The organism is Acinetobacter sp. ANC 4204 (assembly GCF_002135205.1).
Classification (GTDB): domain Bacteria; phylum Pseudomonadota; class Gammaproteobacteria; order Pseudomonadales; family Moraxellaceae; genus Acinetobacter.
The window spans coordinates 234,374-254,725 of sequence record NZ_NEFZ01000002.1 but is presented as its reverse complement, the minus strand read 5'-3'; the positions used below and the strand labels follow the sequence as shown (position 1 = coordinate 254,725).

At 39.6% G+C, this 20,352-nt stretch carries 20 protein-coding genes and 2 tRNA genes; 13 read left to right on the top strand and 9 right to left on the bottom strand.

What is annotated here, in order from left to right; translation table 11 throughout:
• Positions 1–24: 24 nt before the first annotated feature.
• Positions 25–1,203 carry an NAD(P)/FAD-dependent oxidoreductase gene (locus B9T36_RS05075; RefSeq protein ID WP_086208458.1) on the bottom strand — a complete coding sequence of 393 codons (1,179 nt, stop codon included), beginning with the start codon at positions 1,201–1,203 and terminating at the stop codon, positions 25–27.
• Positions 1,204–1,271: 68 nt separating this feature from the next.
• Positions 1,272–1,436: a rubredoxin RubA gene (rubA, locus tag B9T36_RS05070; RefSeq protein WP_004694381.1), complete on the bottom strand. Its 165-nt coding sequence runs from the start codon at positions 1,434–1,436 to the stop codon at positions 1,272–1,274.
• Between the two features lie 512 nt (positions 1,437–1,948).
• Between rubA and B9T36_RS05065 the strand changes: the two genes are divergently transcribed.
• Positions 1,949–2,491: an adenine phosphoribosyltransferase gene (locus tag B9T36_RS05065; RefSeq protein ID WP_086208457.1), complete on the top strand. Its 543-nt coding sequence runs from the start codon at positions 1,949–1,951 to the stop codon at positions 2,489–2,491.
• A 35-nt stretch (positions 2,492–2,526) separates the two neighbouring features.
• Here B9T36_RS05065 and B9T36_RS05060 read toward each other — a convergent pair whose 3' ends face one another.
• The gene (locus B9T36_RS05060; RefSeq protein ID WP_086208456.1) at positions 2,527–3,033 is read right to left on the bottom strand and encodes a YqiA/YcfP family alpha/beta fold hydrolase; all 507 of its coding nucleotides are present in this window, start codon (positions 3,031–3,033) and stop codon (positions 2,527–2,529) included.
• Between the two features lie 275 nt (positions 3,034–3,308).
• On the opposite strand from B9T36_RS05060, the gene lysS reads away from it, so the two are divergent.
• Positions 3,309–4,835, top strand: coding sequence for a lysine--tRNA ligase (gene lysS / locus B9T36_RS05055; RefSeq protein ID WP_086208455.1), 1,527 nt, complete (start codon positions 3,309–3,311; stop codon positions 4,833–4,835).
• Positions 4,836–4,902: 67 nt separating this feature from the next.
• Here the strand turns inward: lysS and B9T36_RS05050 are convergent, their stop codons facing one another.
• Positions 4,903–5,460: a hypothetical protein gene (locus B9T36_RS05050; protein WP_086208454.1), complete on the bottom strand. Its 558-nt coding sequence runs from the start codon at positions 5,458–5,460 to the stop codon at positions 4,903–4,905.
• A 317-nt stretch (positions 5,461–5,777) separates the two neighbouring features.
• On the opposite strand from B9T36_RS05050, the gene cysD reads away from it, so the two are divergent.
• Both cysD and cysN read left to right on the top strand, forming a co-directional pair.
• Positions 5,778–6,692, top strand: a complete 915-nt coding sequence (cysD, locus tag B9T36_RS05045; protein WP_004694369.1) for a sulfate adenylyltransferase subunit CysD — start codon at positions 5,778–5,780, stop codon at positions 6,690–6,692.
• A gap of 165 nt (positions 6,693–6,857) precedes the next feature.
• Positions 6,858–8,474 (top strand): sulfate adenylyltransferase subunit CysN, encoded by a 1,617-nt coding sequence (gene cysN, locus B9T36_RS05040; protein ID WP_086208453.1) that lies wholly within the window; start codon positions 6,858–6,860, stop codon positions 8,472–8,474.
• Positions 8,475–8,847: 373 nt separating this feature from the next.
• Here cysN and B9T36_RS05035 read toward each other — a convergent pair whose 3' ends face one another.
• Entirely contained in the window at positions 8,848–10,011 is a 1,164-nt protein-coding gene (locus B9T36_RS05035; RefSeq protein WP_086208452.1) for a sterol desaturase family protein, read from the bottom strand.
• A gap of 249 nt (positions 10,012–10,260) precedes the next feature.
• Here B9T36_RS05035 and B9T36_RS05030 point away from each other — a divergent pair, with 249 nt between their 5' ends.
• The 6 genes from B9T36_RS05030 (at position 10,261) to B9T36_RS05005 (ending at position 14,078) form a co-directional block, all read left to right on the top strand.
• Positions 10,261–10,782 (top strand): PadR family transcriptional regulator, encoded by a 522-nt coding sequence (locus B9T36_RS05030; RefSeq protein ID WP_086208451.1) that lies wholly within the window; start codon positions 10,261–10,263, stop codon positions 10,780–10,782.
• A 9-nt stretch (positions 10,783–10,791) separates the two neighbouring features.
• Entirely contained in the window at positions 10,792–11,100 is a 309-nt protein-coding gene (locus B9T36_RS05025) for a DUF3861 domain-containing protein (protein ID WP_086208450.1), read from the top strand.
• An 18-nt stretch (positions 11,101–11,118) separates the two neighbouring features.
• Complete coding sequence (locus tag B9T36_RS05020; RefSeq protein WP_086208449.1) at positions 11,119–11,373, top strand: DUF2798 domain-containing protein; 255 nt, start codon at positions 11,119–11,121, stop codon at positions 11,371–11,373.
• A gap of 241 nt (positions 11,374–11,614) precedes the next feature.
• Positions 11,615–12,607: an NAD(P)H-quinone oxidoreductase gene (locus B9T36_RS05015; protein ID WP_086208448.1), complete on the top strand. Its 993-nt coding sequence runs from the start codon at positions 11,615–11,617 to the stop codon at positions 12,605–12,607.
• A gap of 233 nt (positions 12,608–12,840) precedes the next feature.
• Positions 12,841–13,038 (top strand): hypothetical protein, encoded by a 198-nt coding sequence (locus tag B9T36_RS05010; protein ID WP_086208447.1) that lies wholly within the window; start codon positions 12,841–12,843, stop codon positions 13,036–13,038.
• A 137-nt stretch (positions 13,039–13,175) separates the two neighbouring features.
• Positions 13,176–14,078, top strand: coding sequence for a helix-turn-helix transcriptional regulator (locus B9T36_RS05005; protein ID WP_086208446.1), 903 nt, complete (start codon positions 13,176–13,178; stop codon positions 14,076–14,078).
• Positions 14,079–14,207: 129 nt separating this feature from the next.
• On the opposite strand, the gene B9T36_RS05000 is transcribed toward B9T36_RS05005, so the two are convergent.
• A tRNA-Leu gene (locus B9T36_RS05000) sits at positions 14,208–14,293 on the bottom strand.
• Between the two features lie 10 nt (positions 14,294–14,303).
• Positions 14,304–14,377: transfer RNA gene (locus B9T36_RS04995), tRNA-Cys, on the bottom strand.
• 152 nt (positions 14,378–14,529) lie between these two features.
• On the opposite strand from B9T36_RS04995, the gene folD reads away from it, so the two are divergent.
• Both folD and B9T36_RS04985 read left to right on the top strand, forming a co-directional pair.
• Positions 14,530–15,378, top strand: a complete 849-nt coding sequence (gene folD / locus B9T36_RS04990) for a bifunctional methylenetetrahydrofolate dehydrogenase/methenyltetrahydrofolate cyclohydrolase FolD (RefSeq protein ID WP_086208445.1) — start codon at positions 14,530–14,532, stop codon at positions 15,376–15,378.
• Positions 15,379–15,640: 262 nt separating this feature from the next.
• Positions 15,641–16,327 carry a class I SAM-dependent methyltransferase gene (locus B9T36_RS04985; RefSeq protein ID WP_086208444.1) on the top strand — a complete coding sequence of 229 codons (687 nt, stop codon included), beginning with the start codon at positions 15,641–15,643 and terminating at the stop codon, positions 16,325–16,327.
• Between the two features lie 23 nt (positions 16,328–16,350).
• Here the strand turns inward: B9T36_RS04985 and B9T36_RS04980 are convergent, their stop codons facing one another.
• Together B9T36_RS04980 and B9T36_RS04975 are read right to left on the bottom strand one after the other, a co-directional pair.
• Positions 16,351–16,779, bottom strand: a complete 429-nt coding sequence (locus B9T36_RS04980; protein ID WP_086208443.1) for a hypothetical protein — start codon at positions 16,777–16,779, stop codon at positions 16,351–16,353.
• 172 nt (positions 16,780–16,951) lie between these two features.
• On the bottom strand, positions 16,952–18,271 hold the full coding sequence (locus tag B9T36_RS04975) for an MFS transporter (protein WP_086208442.1): 1,320 nt from the start codon (positions 18,269–18,271) through the stop codon (positions 16,952–16,954).
• Positions 18,272–18,807: 536 nt separating this feature from the next.
• On the opposite strand from B9T36_RS04975, the gene glpD reads away from it, so the two are divergent.
• On the top strand, positions 18,808–20,325 hold the full coding sequence (glpD, locus tag B9T36_RS04970) for a glycerol-3-phosphate dehydrogenase (RefSeq protein WP_086208441.1): 1,518 nt from the start codon (positions 18,808–18,810) through the stop codon (positions 20,323–20,325).
• Positions 20,326–20,352 lie beyond the last annotated feature (27 nt).

Genomic DNA, 20,352 nt, shown 5'->3' with positions numbered 1-20,352 from the left:
TATAAATGTCCTTTTATTTAAACCTTAAACCTGTGCAGGAATCAAGTCTGGAACCAGTTTTGTCAATGCTAAACGTTGTTTTCCAGCCGTCGCACCCAGTAGTACGAATCCACGAAGTGTACCTTGACTATCTAGGGCTTTGGCAATCATGCCATCGTCTAACTCTTCTGTTTCCCAGTTTACGTCAACACCAATTGGTGCAGGTAAAACGGTCAATGGTGCAGCAGGGGTTTTCACTGCAACAGGCATAGCAGGGTAATGTACGGCAGTTTTTTCACCATTTAAGGTTTTTGCAAGTGCGCGAGCTTGCTGCATGATCGGCATAACATAAGGCAGTAGCAACCCGTTCACTTCTGCACAGTCACCTACGGCATAAATATGAGGTTGATTCGTTTCAAGTTGTGCGTTGGTTAAGATTCCGCGACTGGTTTGGATATCGGCATCCTTTGCAAGGGAAATGCTCGGTTGTAAGCCAATAGCAGATAGCACGACATCTGCCACTAAAGACTGACCGCTGGCTAAAGTTACAACATAGTCGCCATTTTCAATTTTAGACACTTTTTCAACTGTGGTGCCAAGGACAAAATGTATACCCGTTGCTTCAAGGTTTTCCTTAAACGCACTGGAAACATGTGCGGGTAAGAGACGTCCCAATGGTTGATTGGCTAAGTCAATTACTGTGGTCTGATGACCTGTATGTTGTAAGTCGTTGGCAAATTCACAACCAATCAGACCTGCACCTAAAATCACGACACGCTTATCTGCACGCTTTTCAAGTTCAGCCCTGAAAGTTTTGTAGTCATCTAAGTTATTGACTACTTGAATATCTTCACTGCCATCACCGGCAATCGCAAGGCGAATTGGATTTGCACCTACCGCTAAAACCAATTGTGAGTAAGGCTGTGTAGATTCAATACCATCTTTGATTAAGGTCAACTGTTGTTGTTCTGCATGAATTTCTTTGACCCAAGTGTGTGTAGCAATTTGCATTTTGAGCTGAGCTGCCATTTTCTCAGCATCGCCCAAAGCAATTTGTTCAGGTGCTTTATTCGCCACAAAGGCATTGGATAAGGTTGGCTTGGCATAGTTAGTCGCATCATCTGCACAGAGCATGAGCAGTTCTTGTTCAGGGTTGAGCTTACGAAATTCACGTGCTACAGCATAGCCTGCCATACCTGAGCCAATGATGACGATGGGATGCATAAGGTTCTCCAGAGATTATTTTAAGGACGTAAAAAAAGACCATGCTGCATGGTCTTTAACATTAGAAATTAGATTTCAACCATTTCAAAATCAATTTTTGACACACCACAATCTGGGCAAGTCCAATCGTCTGGGATATCGTCCCATTTGGTACCCGCCACGATGCCATCTTGCGGCCAACCTTCTGCTTCGTCATAAATCCATCCACAAACGATGCATTGATACTTCTTCATTTGACTCTCCAAAACGCTGAACAAGAAAGGGTTCAGCAAAATAATCCATTAAGCAAAATGCTATTGATCTGACTTTAGTAGCATACTCATGTAATCTAAATTTTTACGCAGTTCTATTACGAATGTAAAGTAAATATCGGAGTTTAATGATTGAATGTTTGAGCTAAAAGCGATGCTAAGGACAAAACGTATCATTTAAAACCAGATTGTATTTTGAGCGTATGCAGAATATAGAGATGAAAATTGCTTAAATGAGGGTATTCGCTTAAGTTTTTATCTCAGTAAAATTCATGCCTTAGACTAAAGTCGGGCTGCATATCTTTCTTTAAATTGCTATTTTATGATTAGATAAATATATACCTAATATTTAATAAATAAATGATATAATTAAAAACAATGACTTATAAAACTTTACTAAGTTTCTGTATTGGAATGTCGGGAGTTTTTGGCTGTTTTTCTGCAAGATTTGCTGTAAAATTCATCTATTCTTTTTCAAATTTCATTGATCTCCTATGAGCAACTTGTCTACAACACTGTGGTCTCACATTCGTACGGTCCAAGATTTTCCAAAACCAGGTATTTGTTTCTTCGATTTAACGCCATTATTCATGAGTAATCTTGAGCCACTTACAGATGCACTGATTGCAAGTATTCCTGCGGAGAAGTTGGCTGAGGTAGACAGTTTTGTTGCTGTAGAAGCGCGTGGTTTTGTACTTGCAAGCTTGCTTGCACAACGGTTGGGCAAAGGTTTGTTGTTAGTACGCAAGGCGGGTAAACTGCCACCACCAGTTGTAGGCGTTGGCTACAGTTTGGAGTATGGTTTAGATCGCTTAGAAATGGCAGCGAATATAGCATCACAAAAAGTGATAATTGTAGATGATGTTCTAGCAACAGGCGGGACATTAAAAGCAGTGAAGCAGTTGGTGAAAAAATGCCATCATGAAGTATTGGGTGCAAGTATTTTTCTGGATTTACCTGATTTGCATGCTGACTTAGGTTTAGAAATTTGGTCTGTACTAGATGACAAATCTAAGCCAGAATCTGTAGCAGCATAATTGCGTTAAAAAAGCCTTGGATGATCCAAGGCTTTTTATTTATACAAATATTGTTGTTCTAGGTGTTCAATCAATTGATTGATATTTTCAGGTTTCAGTAATCGGTGGTGTCCACCTTCAACGGCTTGTATCAGCATATAATTTTCTAATATTTCCTGTGCCGCATACATATCAATCAGCTCATCGCCGAGCTCCAAGTAGGCGACTTGGGGAACGTTGTGGTCTAGGTCTGTATCATTAATACTTGGATAATCATCACGGAAATCTGGTGCTAAACGAGGATTGGCAATTACACATGGAATTTGATGTGTCAGTGACATTTTCAACGCCCAATATGCCCCAATGCAATGCCCTACAATAATTTCAGGTTTTATTTTCTCAATAATATCGTCATAAAAACTGGCTACAGTAGAAAAGTTCAGATAGCGATAATCAATGTCGATACAAAACTTTTGTTTTGCATCAATCGCATGGAATTTGGTGGACTCACGGGAAGAGTCTAATCCATGCAAAAACAAAATTTTAGATTCGCATCTGCTCATATATTGTCATTCAATCAAAAATTAAATTATTTTATTGGTGGCGAAAAGTTTACTTTTCCACGATTTATAACATTCATTGTAGAGTGATTCATATTGAAAGGAAGTTAGCTTTTGGTCTAAGAAAAAAGCTGAGTATATCGACAGTTAGTTCTTAGGTTTGAAATCAACAGAACAAAGACTTTTTTATATATCGCTTGGTTTTAGATGATGCTCATTCGTCCAGAATTCTGCTATGCTATGCAACTTCCGTTTTTTAATACATATACGAGGCAGAGATGACGCAACAAAACGCTCAATCGACTTCTGAACAAGCCATTTCCGAAAACGATTTAATTGCACAGCGTCATGCCAAGTTAAAGCAGATTGAAGATCAAGCCAAACAAACGGGCACTAGCCCATGGCCAAACACGTTTAAACGTGAACATTATGCGCAAGACTTACAAGATCAATTTGCAGACAAAAGCAAAGAAGAGATTGAAGCAGCCGAGCATGTTTATGTGTCTGTAGCGGGTCGTGTGATGTTGAACCGCGGTTCATTCATCGTGATCCAAGATATGACAGGTCGTATCCAGTTATACGTGGCGCGTAAAGAGTTAGCACCTGAAACTTTAGAAACCATTAAGAGCCTAGATCTTGGCGATATTATCGCGGTGAAAGGTTATATCGGTCGTTCAGGTAAAGGTGACCTTTATGTGCATATCGAACATTTTGAGCTTTTAACCAAGTCACTTCGTCCACTTCCAGATAAATTCCATGGTCTAAACGACACTGAAGTCAAATATCGTAAGCGTTATCTTGACCTGATTGTGAACGAAGAAACACGTAAGACTTTTGAAATCCGTGCCAAAGTAGTTTCAGGTATTCGTGCATTCTTAACTGAACAGCGCTTCATGGAAGTAGAAACACCGATGATGCATGTGATTCCGGGTGGAGCGTCAGCGCGTCCATTTGAAACACATCACAATGCTTTGGATATGCCACTTTTCTTACGTATTGCGCCTGAGCTTTACTTAAAACGTTTAGTGGTCGGTGGTTTTGAGCGTGTGTTTGAAATTAACCGTAACTTCCGTAACGAAGGTGTCTCGACACGTCATAACCCAGAATTCACCATGATTGAATTCTATCAAGCTTATGCAGATTATAAGGACTTGATGGAACTGACTGAAAATATGCTTGAACGCTTAGCGCTCGACATTTTGGGTTCAACTGATGTGCCTTATGGTGAAGAAGTGTATAGCTTCAAAGGTCCATTCAAGAAAATTTCGATGTTTGATGCCATTCTTGCGCACAACCCACAGTTCACGCCTGATAATGTCAATGACCGTGAGTTCTTAGCAAAATTTGTGCAGGAAGAACTGAAAGAACAGGTGAAACCAGGTTTTGGTTTGGGCAAACTGCAAACTATCGTATTTGAAGAAACTGTTGAAACTCAGTTACGCCAGCCGACTTTCATTACAGAATATCCTGCTGAAACTTCGCCATTGGCACGTCGTAATGATCACAACCCACACATTACGGACCGTTTTGAGTTCTTTATTGGTGGTCGTGAACTTGCTAATGGTTTCTCAGAATTGAATGACCCGATTGACCAAGCTGAACGTTTCCAAGCACAGGTTTCAGAAAAAGACGCAGGTGATGATGAAGCAATGCACTATGATGCAGACTTTGTTGAGGCGCTTGAGTACGGCTTACCTCCAACAGCAGGTGAGGGTATTGGTATTGACCGTTTGGTGATGCTATTTGCTAATGCAGCGAGTATTCGTGATGTGATTTTGTTCCCACACATGCGTCATAAAAACTAAGTTTACTGAGACACAAAACCCGCATCTCATTCTCAATGAAATGCGGGTTTTTTGATGGTTTCAGCATTCAGTGTAAAGCCTTTTGAATCCGAACTTTCATGTCTAATGCTTGCTGAAAGATAAAATCTTTCATCCAGACGACTTGTTCACCTAGTGGATTGGTTTTGATCGCAGTATTTAAAAAATCGAGTTTAGGTTGATTGAAGATTTGCTGTTCAATTTCATACAGGAGTTGGGCGGATGTGGCATAGAGTGGGCAACTCAACATGAAAAAAGTTTTGGGATAATTATAAAAAGCGTAATTAAGATTAAATGCTTGTTCATCTCCTTTTAAATGCCCAATACCGATTTCATAACTGCGGTCCTGGTTTCTATGTGTAATACCGATTAAAAATTCAAGCTTCAAAATTTTGCAGTCATACTGCGAAAGTCGTAGACCAAATTGCATGCCAATTTGGTCTGTACTATGTTCATGTTGTACAAAGCTGGGAAAGATCGAGCCTGCTTCATTGAGTGCTTCTTGTAGTATCAGCATGTGGTTATTATGTTGATATATGAACCCAGCCAGTTGAGCTGCGTCTAATTTACTTTTTATCGTTGCTATTGTGAGGTTTGGTCTAGACATAGAATAAAATAAGTAGATGAAAAATTTACTGTAGAGTTTTTAGTGCAGGTGGCATAGCTAGTGCTTAGATGAAATATCAATCACAAAAGTACTTAAAACACTGAATATGACAGGGGAAGTTAATGTAATATCTGCATTTATTTTGAGCGTTGGAGTTGTTGAATAAAACTAATAGGGCTTATCAATTTTGTTTTATATGAGCTTTTTGCATATAAATATAATAAAACAAGCAATAGCGTGCATAACTAAATCTTTATAATGAATATATATTTTTGAATGTGTAATAAGTACACGATTTTTGTGAGTTGGTGCTGTCAATGTCATTAAATGAGGAAAGACTTACTCATCTTAAACAGCTTGAAGCTGAGAGTATTCATATTATCCGCGAAGTAGCTGCTGAGTTTGAAAACCCAGTCATGCTCTATTCTATTGGTAAGGATTCAGCAGTGATGCTGCATTTGGCGTTAAAAGCGTTCTATCCTGCCAAACTTCCATTTCCGCTTCTACATGTAGATACAGGCTGGAAATTTAAAGACATGATTGCTTTCCGCGACAACATGGCAAAAACGCATGGTTTTGATTTGATCGTACATCAAAACAAAGAAGGGAAAGATGCGGGCATTAACCCATTTGACCATGGTAGCTCAAAATATACCGACATCATGAAAACTCAAGGCTTAAAACAAGCACTTGATAAATACGGTTTTGATGCAGCTTTTGGTGGTGCGCGTCGTGACGAAGAAAAATCACGTGCTAAAGAACGTGTCTATTCATTCCGTGACTCGAAACACCGTTGGGATCCGAAAAACCAGCGTCCTGAACTTTGGAATCTTTACAACGGTAAAGTGAACAAAGGTGAAAGTATTCGTGTGTTCCCATTATCAAACTGGACTGAGCTTGATATTTGGCAATACATCTACTTGGAAAGTATTCCATTGGTTCCACTTTATTTAGCTGCAGAACGTCCTGTGGTTGAGCGTAGTGGCACGCTGATTATGGTTGATGATGAACGTATGCCTTTAAAAGAAGGCGAAGTTCCACAAATGAAATCGGTACGTTTCCGTACACTTGGTTGTTACCCACTTACGGGTGCAGTTGAGTCAACGGCAAATACCCTACCTGAAATTATCCAAGAAATGTTGCTTGCAACCAGCTCTGAACGTCAAGGTCGTATGATTGACCATGATGAAGCAGGCTCGATGGAAAAGAAAAAGCAAGAAGGTTATTTCTAACTGTTGATAAATCTCTCCCCTTGCGCAGCAGTGCTGCTCATCTTTTTCTAAGAGAGGAGAAAAGCCCTTCTTTTGTAAAGGGGGAAGTCTCCCTTAACAAAGGGAGATTTAGAGGGATTAAAGAGATTAAAACCGATTTCTAAAGAATATGTGGAGTTTTGAGCAATGTCTCATCAATCAGAACTGATTAGCCAAGATATCTTGGGCTATCTAAAACAACATGAAAATAAAGACCTATTGCGTTTTTTGACTTGCGGTAATGTCGATGATGGTAAGTCAACTTTAATTGGTCGTTTGCTTTACGATTCAAAATTGATTTATGAAGATCAATTGCAAGCGGTGACTCGCGACTCTAAAAAAGTCGGTACGACAGGTGATGCTCCTGACTTGGCACTGCTTGTAGATGGTCTACAAGCTGAGCGTGAACAGGGTATTACCATTGATGTAGCTTATCGTTATTTCTCAACTGAAAAACGTAAGTTCATCATTGCTGACACACCGGGACATGAGCAATATACGCGTAACATGGCAACGGGTGCGTCGACCTGTGATCTTGCGATTATCTTGATTGATGCGCGTTATGGTGTACAAACTCAGACACGTCGTCATACATATATTGCAAGCTTACTTGGCATTAAGAACATTATTGTTGCGATTAACAAAATGGATTTGGTGGAATTTTCTGAAGCACGCTTCAATGAAATTCAGACAGAGTATGCAAACTTTGTTGCACAACTCGGTGACCGTAAGCCAAACAACATTATCTTTACGCCTATTTCAGCATTGAATGGCGATAACGTTGTCAATAAATCACCAAATACGCCGTGGTACACCGGTGAAACGTTGATGGGTACACTTGAGTCGGTAGAAATTAACCGCAGTTCAGTGACCAATGATTTCCGTTTCCCTGTGCAATATGTAAACCGTCCAAACCTCGACTTCCGTGGTTTCTGTGGTACGGTTGCGTTAGGTGATGTATCGGTAGGTGACAAAATCGTGGCTTTACCATCGGGTAAGTCATCAACGATCAAAGAAATTGTTACTTATGATGGTAACTTAGAGCGTGCTGTTGCAGGTCAAGCGGTGACGTTGACGCTGAATGACGAAATTGATATTTCACGCGGTAACGTACTTGTACGTGCAGATCAAACGGCGCCAGAAATTTCACGTTCAGTGAATGCTACTGTGGTCTGGATGGCAGATCAACCACTGGTGATTGGTAAGCTGTATAACTTAAAAGTAGGCACGCAAACTGTTCCTGCAAAAGTGACCGCAATTAACTACCGTACCAATGTCAACACATTGGAAAAGGTGCAAGTGGATAGTCTTGAGCTGAACGCTATTGCTAATGTTACCGTTGAGTTTGATGCGCCCGTGGTATTTGATTGTTACCAAGACAGCCGTTATACAGGTTCGTTTATCTTCATCGACCGTTTAAACAACGTGACGATTGGTGCGGGTATGGTGGAAGAGTCTGTGGAATGGTCTGCTCATAGCAACCCTGTCACAGCGGAAGACCGTGCTGCACGTTTAGGTCAAAAACCTGCTGCGGTAACTGTATCTGTGAAAGCACTTGAAAATGCACAAGTACTTGAAAACTTGTTAATTCAACAAGGTGTGGTTGCGATTGCGAAAGCAGGTTTAACTGCTGATCAGGTTGCGCTAGTACGTGAAACAGGTGTGGTTGTGGTGACTGACCTTGTAGACGGTACAGATGTCGCATTTACGCAAGATGCGGTTGAAGAGCTGGCTGATAAAATTGTTGAATTGGTTCGTCTTTAATAGATTTGGCTAATTTGAAAGGAACCCACCGTAAGGTGGGTTTTTTATTATTATGTTGCGTGTTTAAAGGTGATCTAAATAAAAAAATGGTTTTTTAACAATCATTTAATGTTATGCAATATCCCTTAGGGCGGTTAATGTGGTAAACGCCAGTACTTGTAATGGAGTAGGTGAGGTGGTTCTGTTGTGTTATTTGGATAGTGTAGGTGATCGAATGGTGAAAACGTTTAAAGTGCGAGCATAGTTTAAATTAGAATTGATAGACTAAAAATAAAAGAGAAAACCTGTAATGGTGTCGGCCTTCTCTTTAGGTACGGCTTATGAATGGGATGAACTAAGCTTGGATTGTTAGATTACCAATCAATTGGCTTTATTAGGGAGATTCATTGCTTTTGTTTAATCGCTTCTTCAACTTATTCACATAGCGTTTAAATGGCCATGTAAACTGCTTCACAAAACTGTTTGGAATTTTATAACCCACTGTGCCATATACACTGGCTAAATGATTGGGCATATAAATGGATTTAAACATCACATCATAGAGGGGGATAAAGGCAGCATAGTTTTTATCAATCGCAGGCTTTTCAGAAGAATGATGCCAGTGATGGAATTCAGGCGTTGCGATTAACCAGCGCAGATAGGGAAAGCGGAAACGTACATTGGAGTGAATAAAAATGGCATGGAAAGAAATAAAGACCAAATAAGCAAATACTGCAGAGGTATGAAAGCCTAACAAGAAAATTGGTAAAGTTGCGATAAAACGAGTCATTAACACTTCAACGATGTGTAAGCGTGAAGAGGCTAGCCAGTCCATTTGTTCGGTTGAATGGTGAATGGCATGAAAGCGCCATAAGAAATTCACTTCATGCATCGCACGGTGCAACCAGTAGGTGGTGAAGTCCACCACAATCAATAACTCAATAAACTGCAACCAGATGGGCTGCGCTTGTACATAAGGCACTATTGGGTTATTGGGAATATGCGTAATCCAATACTGAATAGGCATAACCGTTAAAAACGAAAAAAGCTGAATGCCAATATGGCTAAACATGAAATATTTCATGTCTGTGACCCAGCCGACGCGCAGGATTTTCTGTTCAGTATTTTTTGCAAAGAATCCTTCAAGCGGGATAAAAACCAAAGCAAGGATGATTAAAGTAATAACAAAATAATCAAAACCTGCATAAAACGGTAGCGCAGGTAATATCGGTGCTTTGATTAAGCCACAACCTAAAACAGCTGCCAAAATGGTGATACATAAACCATAAAAACCGTATTTATTCTGTTTAATGATTGCACTATAAGTACCAAAACCAGCACTGATGACAATACCGAACAGCAAGGCGTAGTAAAAAGCATCATAGTGTTTACTATAAAGCGGGCGTAGTTCAGGTGTGGTTAGGACGCTAGGAAACAAAAAACATAAGGCAGCAAAAATACCCAAAAACCCTAAGGACATAGAAAGAAATGCGCTGATCTTGCCTTGCCCAGCATTGAGTTGTAGGTTTTCAAATTTTTTTCTGAGTTGATCTGTCATTGTAATTAATTCTAAGTTTTAAGCTATTGGTCTGCGTTTACTTGAGTGTATAGGCGCAAAGACATAACGCAAATTTTAACGATATTGGGTGTTTACATCAATGAGATCGAACGTATTGATTTATGTTTTAACGCTTAGATATTCAAATTCTTCACTTTTTAATGATGATTTTAGTTTGAAATTTAGTGCTTGAAATAATCTAAAAACATATTAAGATATATCTTAATAATTTTAAGTTGTATCTTATGTATGTCGAATGCTCTTGAGTCTGAAGCTATTGTCGAATTGGACGGATCTCCTGTTTTACGTAAGCGACGTTTATTTGAAACAGGACAAATGAAGCTCTTAGCACTGCATCTTATTTCGTTGGCACCCAAATATGGTTACGACATTATTAAAGACATCGGTGAGATTGTAGGAGGAGGCTATTGTCCAAGTGCAGGAACCGTCTATCCAACTTTGAACTATTTAGAAGAGCAACAGTTTGTTCGCGTTGAATTGGGTGAGGATAAACGTAAGCAATACTGTATAACGGCCTTGGGTTTGCAACATCTTGAGGCTGAGCAAGGGGGGATTGAGAAAATTTTGGTGCGTTTTGATACCCGTAAACAAATTCAAAATAATGAGCAATATCTTGATATTAAACGTGCTATGGAAAATCTAAAAGCTTCTCTACGGCTTAAGATTCAGCATAGCGAATTGAGTCCTGAACAAATTCGGGCGATTGCTGCGGAAGTTGATCGGGCTGCAGTGAATATTGCATGTCTCTAGGAGAATAAAATGAAACAACATCGTTATGAAGTTACACTCAAACATATTGCCGATGCGCAAGGTAACCCGTCTAGTTACACCGATATTTTAAGTTTTAACAGCTATAACCACGACGACATTTTTAAAGTGTTAGAGATGATTCAAAGCAGTCAAATGCTTGATGATGAAGCTGCAAAATCATTTGCTGTTGGCTTAAAGCTATTTAGTGAAGTGATGCTGGAGCATAAAGAGCTTCCATTATTTAAAGATTTCATGCCTCAGTTCGGGCAATTTATGAAGGCGTTAAAACAAACCGTTAAAACGCAGAAGCAAGGTTAATTTTTAATTGGGTCATTTATGTTGAATACGCGCCTAAAAATTCATATCAAACATCTGAATTGGCTGATGCCGTTACTACTTTCAGGGCTAATGAGTGGCTCAATTTCTGCGTTTAATTTATTGTTGAATAAGGGTTTGGTGGATGGCTTATTTCAGCTTTGGTTAAAAAGCTGGAGTTTATCTTGGCTGATTGCATTTCCTCTGATTATGCTGTTTTTGCCTCTCGTCCGTAAATTTCTAATGCGGTTTGTGCATCTGCCAGATCAATCTTAAAACTCAAGTTATTTGGTTGATAAGCATTGTACTTTGAATAAACATGGTTTAGATGATGTTTTAAAGGCTGTTGTTTATGGGCTGAAAATCTTTTTGCTTTGATTCTGATTTGAGCGTGGAATATCACAGCGAAAAATAGTGAATAGACTATACATAAGTACGGTGTTCTTCATTTCAGTTTACTTCTATGATCAAATACGTCGATGAAACTTGAAAAATATTCAAAGCATAGGGAATAATCATGTCACAAACAAAAATGCAGCAGGTCATTATTACTGAGCCGGGCGGTGTGGATAAGTTAGCTTATGAAACAGTGACGATCCCAGAAGCAAAAGCTGATGAAGTTTTGGTGAAGGTGCATGCATTTGGTATTAACCGTCCAGACATTCTACAACGTCAGGGCTTATATCCGATGCCACCTGGGGTAACACAAGTACCAGGACTTGAGGTTGCAGGCGAAGTTGTTGCTGTTGGTACAGACGTTACACAATTTAAAGTCGGGGATAAGGTTTGTGGTTTGACTAATGGTGGTGGTTATGCAGAGTATTGTGTGGTTCCACAAAGTCAAACTTTACATATTCCAGAAAATGTAAGCTTTGTTGAAGCTGCGGCTATTCCTGAGACTTTTTTCACAGTTTGGGCGAATGTATTTCAAATGGGTAAAGCCAAAGCGGGCGAAATTGTATTGGTACATGGTGGAAGTAGTGGTATTGGTACGACAGCACTTATGTTGTGTAAGTCATTGGGTATTCAAACCTTTGCCACAGTCGGCACAGATGAAAAAGTTCAAGCCATTGCGAACTTGACAGATGCCATCAATTATAAGACGCAAGATTTTGAACACGTGATTAATGAGAAAACGGATAATGGTGGAGTTGATGTTATTTTAGATATGGTGGGTGCCCCGTATTTAGAAAAGAATCTAAATCTACTCCGTCGTGACGGGCGTTTGGTCTATATTGCCTTTTTGGGTGGAGCAAAGGCCAAAGAGGTTAAGTTGGGTCAAATTATGATGAAGCGCTTAACGATCACTGGTTCAACCATGCGTGCACGAAATACGGCTGAGAAGGCTGAGATTGCACAAGGTTTACAAGATCATGTGGCACCGTTATGGGCTAGAGGTGAGTGCTTACCGATGATTTATCAAACTTTTGAGTTCGATCAGATTCAAGCGGCGCATGCGTGTATGGATACGGGTGAGCACGTGGGTAAAGTTGTTGTAAAAGTTCTGTAATATTTATATAAAATAAAAAGTAGAGCTGACATCATGTCGGCTTTTCTTTTGCCGAAATTTTTACAAAACAATCAAAATAATATATTGAAAAAATGAAATAATTTACCAAATATTAAAAAATGATAACTGTACGGCACAACCTGTCAAAACTGCGGTGTAAATTTGCAGCTAAATTTAAACCTGACAAATTTACGTGGTTTTAAATGAAAAATAAAACAGAGAAGAGGGTGGTCATGAAAATTTTATCGACATCGTACACACATTCACAAGGTTTTCGTGCGCTTAAACGTCTGCATAGATCTGTGATTCATAATCGAGTTTTGCCTAATGACTTGCACAAGCTGTATAAAGCCTTAATTCATTTTGAGCGTTATATCGAACGCTTAGCTCATCAACAGTCGGACTTAAAAAAGAAATTTAAACAAAAGTGATCATTCTGATAAAAACATGAGATAGCTGTAAAGTTGATCATTTTTATTTAATCAATATTATTCAATTCTTTATGTTGAATATGATGAGTGGCTATTAAACTAAAAATACACAACATTGATTGTGCAGCGAGGGCAATATGAAGCGTAAAGCTTCAACACATGAACGCCTTGCGGAGCGTTTAGCGAATATTTTGACTAAATTAAATACTGGGTATCAATTAGGGGTTGCAGAACTAGCACATGAGTTTCAGGTCAGCACGAGAACGATAGAGCGAGATTTTGATCGTCTCAATACATATTTACCTTTACTACAGGATGAAAGCACCAAAAAGTATTTTCTAGATCCTCTTTATCTTGGGCGTTTTAAGTTACAAGATATTCAGAATTTTGCTCAACTTTCAGGAATAACCGAACTGTATCCATCTTTGGATATGTCATTTCTTCGCCATTTACTTGATGAACGCTCTAGCCAAATTTTTTCAGCTAAGGGTTATTGTTTTGAAAATGCACGAGAGTTCTCTGAACATTTTCAGGTTTTCGCAGATGCTATTCATAATCGTCAAAAAATCAGCTTTTTTTATAATGATCGTTGGCGACATGTTGATCCATATCGTTTAATTCACCATCAGGGAAGTTGGTATTTAGCTGCTGCTGTAGGTGATGAATTACGCGCATACCGTTTAAGTAAAATAGACCAAGCGACTTTGCATGAAAATGAGTTATTTCAACATCATCCAGAAGTGTTGATGCAATTAGAACTTAGTGAGGGAATTTGGTTTGGTAAGCACAAGCAAATCGTGAAAATATCTGTGCGACCTGAGGTTGCTTTGTATTTTAAGCAACGTCTGTTATTGCCTGAACAACAAATCATATTGGAGGATACGACGGGCAGCTTATTAATTGCCTGTAAAATTTGTCATGAAATGCAACTTTTACCTTTGGTGCGTTATTGGATTCCATATATCAAAATTATTGAACCCGCACATTTTCAACAAAAATTAGAACAAGATCTACAACATTATTTATTGCCACCATTATAATCATGAATGGCAATATGTTGTTTTAAGAGGGTCATTGTGCTCTCTTTTTTGTATTGTATTTTTTCTAGGCATAAAAAAACCAGCTTAACGCTGGGTTCTTTATATGCACCATACTTAAAAGTATAAGGATGGTGCCCGAGGCCAGACTCGAACTGGCACGCTTTGTGGGCGGGGGATTTTAAATCCCCTGTGTCTACCGATTTCACCACTCGGGCTTTAACAAGATGGAGGCGGAGGTCGGAATCGAACCGGCGTCCACGGAGTTGCAGTCCGCTGCATGACCACTCTGCCACCCCGCCGCGTCTTGTTGATGCGTATATTAGCAAGCTCTGAAAAAAAAACAATAGGACTTTCATTCGTATGCGCATAAAAACAGCATATCGCGAAAAATATTCAAAATAATCATGTATTATGTGCAAAATTGATTCATATCAACACTTGGAGATGTGCCGTGGCATTAGTTTTAGATGGTCGTGCATTGGCAAAACAAATTGAAGCTGACTTGTTAATTCGCGTAGAAGCGCTAAAAGCAAAATCAGGTCGTACCCCAATTCTTGCAACAATTTTGGTGGGTGACGATGGTGCATCTGCAACTTATGTGCGTATGAAAGGAAATGCTTGCCGCCGCGTTGGTATGGACTCGCTTAAAGTTGAATTACCTAAAGAAACCACGACTGAGCAATTGTTAGCTGAAATTGAAAAGTTGAATGCAAATCCTGATGTACATGGTATTTTGCTGCAACATCCAGTGCCTGAACAGATTGATGAGCGTGCATGTTTTGATGCAATCTCTCTTGCAAAAGATGTGGATGGCGTAACCTGTCTTGGTTTTGGTCGTATGGCTATGGGTGAGGCTGCTTATGGCTCTGCAACGCCTGCAGGTATTATGACGATTCTGAAAGAAAACAACATTGAAATCGCGGGTAAACATGCGGTTGTTGTAGGTCGTTCTGCAATTTTAGGTAAACCAATGGCGGCAATGTTGCTTGAAGCCAATGCAACTGTGACGATTTGCCATAGCCGTACTCAAGATTTGGCGAGCTTTGTGAAGCAAGCGGATATTATCGTGGGTGCTGTGGGTAAGGCTGAATTGATCCAAAAAGATTGGATTAAACAAGGCGCTGTGGTTGTTGATGCAGGTTTCCATCCACGTGATGGTGGTGGTGTAGGCGACATTCAATTGGTCGGTATTGAAGAAGTGGCTTCTGCGTACACACCAGTTCCAGGTGGTGTTGGCCCAATGACCATTACGACATTGATTCGTCAAACGGTTGAAGCGGCTGAGAAGGCTTTAGGTTAATTATTTAAAGTAGTCTAATACTTCCTCAAAGCGAGTATTGGATACACGATAACGTCATTCGCTGTTGTTTGAGCTAAGACTTTATTATTTAATGTTTCTGCGACTATTTTAAATAGATGGTGGCATTTAACGAGTTCAGCGAATGACTATGGTTTTGCCTACTTTTGCCAAAACAAAAGTAGGTCTAGCCGAAGGCTAATTCCTCAATCCAAACTTTAGCTGCAAGACCCCGCAGTAAAAGCATAAAAGTACTCAATGACTTATGAGCTGTACTTTCCAATTCCCCAAAGCCCCAGATCATTTACTTCAAGCCTTGCATGAGGTGATTCCAAATTGTGAGCTTTTAGCTCAGCAACTTCCTGAAACACCCATTTCACTGTGGCTCATTCCTCCAGTATTTCCAACCGATAAACTAGATGATGAAATCATTCGGCGTATTTGGAATGAAACGCCATATTGGATCTTTTGCTGGGCTTCAGGTCTAGCAATGGCGCAGTGGTTACTGGCTGAACCACATCATGTTCAGGATAAAGTGGTGTTGGACTTCGGTGCAGGTTCAGGAGTGGTTGCGATTGCAGCCAAAATTGCGGGTGCAAAGCGCGTGATTTGCTGTGACATTGACCAAGTGAGTTTAGATGCTTGTCGTGCCAATGCGGAACTAAATAATGTAGAGCTGGAATATTTAATTGATCTCTACAAAGCAGAGCAAGTTGATGTTTTGTTGGCTGCTGATGTTTTATATGACCAATGCAATCGTTTCTTTTTAGATGAGTTTTTAAAGTTTGCACCAGAGGTTTGGGTGGCAGATAGTCGTGTTAAAAATTTCAGCCATCCGCAGTACATAAAGTTGGATGAACGCAGTGCAACAACGTGGCCAGACTTAGATGAATCACCTGAGTTTCGTAATGTAAGTTTTTATCGAACTTTAGAAACTCAAAAAGGGCAGTAGCCCTTTTCATGAGTCTAAGCGATTTATGAGCAGGTATAGCGTACTACATGTAATGTGCTCGGTCGTGTTTCAAGTGCTTCACGTGTGGCAAAATTTTCACCTTGGTGTAAGTCCGGTGTGTTACTTAAACCAAATGTAGCGCGAGTTTGTCCAATTTGACGACCATATTGAGGCATATCTGCGGCAGTATTTGGAATCTCATTGATACTTAAAATCGTCAATTTATAGTTTTTCTGTGAACCTAAAACCTTTTGGCATGCATGTTGGAGTTTGTTTTCATCCAGCTGCTGATTTTTACGTGCTGCAAGTGTATAAGCAAGCGTAGCACTAGTTCCAGACTGTTGTTCAATTTGATAGCCAACATTGCCATTGTATTGGCGAGGTGTACTTTGGCATGCAGATACTGCTAAAACAATACAACTTAAACCTAAAAATTTATACGTATTTTTCATGTAAAAAGTTCCTAACATTATTCTTGTTCTTAGTATGCCATACACAGGTTTAATTCACGATATTTCAATTGATCTAGTTTGAGTAAAACTTTCCCCTGATAAATAAAAAATGCCTTCATGGAATGAAGGCATTTAGACTTTTAATCTTTCAGATATGCAACAAGCAAAAGGATTAGTGATCGGTAATCATGCTGTGCTTTTTGGTGTCTTTCATGAAAATATAAGTCAGTAAGGATAATCCGATCATAAATGTAATGTAATAAAAGAAATAGTTTTCATGCCCAGCATTTTTAAAACTTAAAGCAACTAACTCTGCTGTACCACCAAAAACCGTATTGGCAATGGCATAAGGCAGGGCAACACCTAGTGCACGAATGTGCGCAGGAAACAGCTCTGCTTTCACGACAGCATTAATGGCAGTATAACCTGTCACAATTACCATACCGCTCATACACAGCATAAAAGCAGTGGTTGGGCTACTGGTTGAGCCTAGGCCGTTAAAGATTGGAATCGTGAACAGTACGCCTAAAACACCGAAAGTAATCATAATGGGTTTACGACCAATCTTATCGGATAGTGCACCAACTACGGGTTGTAACAGCATAAAAATAAAGATGGCTGCTGTGGTAATTTCAGTCGCTGTAGTTTTTTCAAAACCAGAGGTGTTGACCAAGTATTTTTGTAAATAGGTGGTGAAAGTATTGAATGCCAGCGTTCCACCTGCAGTCAGCATAATGACTGTAAAAGCTTGTCGTGGGTATTTGGTAAACAATGCCAAAGCACTTGATTTGGGGCCACCATTTTTAGCTTGTTCTTGTGCATCTTTCGATGATTGTGTTTCAACCAAACCACGACGAATCCAGAACACCACAACTGCAAGAACGGCACCAATAAAGAATGGAATACGCCAACCCCATTCAGACAACTGGGTTTCAGTCATGTTGCGTTGTAAGATAATCAACACGCACAGAGCGAGTAATTGTCCTGAAATGAGGGTCACATACTGGAAACTAGAGAAAAAGCCGCGATGGTTTTTACCTGCCATTTCGGTTAAGTAAGTGGCACTAGAGCCATATTCACCGCCAACACTTAAACCTTGTAATAAGCGTGCAAAGAGCAATAGGGCAGGTGCGAGCATGCCGACACTTGCATAGGTGGGCGCGCAGGCAATAATTAAAGACCCCACACACATTAAAGACACAGATAATGTTAGGCCTGATTTACGTCCTTTGCGGTCGGCATAAATACCCATGATCCATGCGCCGATTGGGCGCATGAGAAACCCAAGTGCAAATACCGCAGCGGCTTGCAGTAATTTGACCGTGTCATCTCCTTCAGGAAAAAACTGGGGCGCAAAATATAATGTAAATGCTGCATAGACATACCAGTCATACCATTCAACGAGATTACCTGCTGAACCGCCTAAAATTGACTTTAAACGTGTCTTTTTGTCGAGGCTTACTGGAGCTGCTTGGGAAGATAAATCAGTCACAAAGATTTTCCAAAGAGAAGTTCGGAAAAATACATCTTTTAACTTTTTGGATTATAAAAGTTAAAACAATATATTTTTAGATTAAACAATAAATTCTTTTTTGTTATACGCCCCTTGTTTAGATAGTTCATTCGACTTTAGTCTAAAAAATCGCATGATTTATGGGCTGTTAAGTTTTTCTAATTAATATTAGTTTTTCAATGGAAAATAATAATTTTACTTATTTAAAACAGTATCTTGGTAATCGGTAAAATGTGAATAGTCAATTAAAATACAACGGTTTAGGCTGCTTTATACAAAATTAAAAAGAATTTTTATTTGGTGGAAATATCACTTTTTGTTTGAATGTTATTCAAATATTGAACCGAATCATAAAAAAGAAGCATTAATTTGTAAAAAGATGTGGGAGAGCTGATCTGTTAAGGAAAGTGATGTTTTTGTACGGTGGAATCATCTTTTCGGTATGACAAGGTCTGATTTTGATGTTAAGTTGAGATTAAGAAAAACAAGAATATATGCTAAGTAAAGAGGTTGATATGCAAGACACAAATGCAATTTATGACATTGCCGTTGTTGGAGCTGGAATCAATGGAGTGGGAATTGCAAATGATGCTGTTGGTCGTGGCTTAAATGTTTTCGTCTGCGAAAAAGATGATTTAGCTAGTCATACGTCTTCAGCGAGTAGCAAACTCATCCATGGTGGATTGCGTTATCTGGAACAAAAAGAATTTCGTTTAGTTCGTGAAGCATTACTTGAGCGTGAAGTCTTATTAAAAAAAGCGCCACATTTGATCCATCCCATGCGTTTTATCATGCCACATCAACCGTATTTGCGCCCAGCATGGCTAATTCGTTCGGGCTTATTTATTTATGATTATCTGGCAAAACGAGAAACTCTTGAAGGTTCTGAGTTAATTTATTTTAATGCTGATAGTCCACTAAAGGAAACGATCAGTCGTGGTTTTGAATACTCTGACTGTACCGTAGATGATGCTCGGTTAGTGGTGGTCAATGCATTGCAAGCACATGAACTAGGAGCGCAGATTCGAACACAGACCCGCTGTGTTTCTGCAACTCAGCAAGAGGGTGTGTGGTGTTTAACCTTAGAACATCAAAAACAACAATATCAAATTAAGGCAAGAGTTTTGGTGAATGCTACAGGTGCATGGGTCACTGATTTTATTCAACAGCAGTTGCTTCAAACGCCCAAAGCTGGAATTCGATTAGTACAAGGCAGTCACATTGTTGTGAAGCGCTTATACCCCGAACATCACGCTTTTATCCTGCAAAATGATGATCAGCGTATTGTTTTTGTGATCCCTTATTTAGATGAATACAGTTTGATTGGGACAACAGACCTAGAGTTTGAGGGTGATCCAAATCATGTACACATTACCGAACAAGAAACGGCATATCTAATAGATGTTATTAACGATCATTTTAAGCTGCAATTACAGCTTGATGATGTCATTTCTACCTATGCTGGTGTTCGGGCGCTGTATGATGATGAAAGCGCACAGGCTTCTAAAATAACCCGTGATTATGTCCTTGCACTGTCGAATGAAAGAGAACACGAAGCACCTCTTTTGACAGTGTACGGTGGAAAGTTAACAACTTATCGAAAGCTAGCAGAAGCAGCATTATCTCAGCTCAAACGGTATTTTCCTCAGATGAAAGCAGAATGGACGCTACAAGCAAAATTACCGGGTGCGGAGGATTTTGATTCAGTGGAATTATTGCGGACAGAATTAATGCAGAGTATTCAAGGTTTGGATTTACATACTGCACAGCGTTGGGCTAAAACCTATGGCTGTCGTGTTTGGCAGATGCTAGATGAGAAGAAGACCATGCAGGATTTAGGGCAGTCATTTGGGTATGGTCTATATCAGCAAGAGGTTGATTATTTATATAGAGTTGAATGGGCTAGGCATAGCCAAGATATTCTCTGGCGAAGAACAAAGCTGGGTATGAAACTCAATATAGCTGAAGTCCGAAGTTTAGATATGTATCTACATGATTTACATCAGCGTCGTGTGCAGGGTGATGCTGCCTAGTCTTGCATTGATGTTTATCTTCTTAAA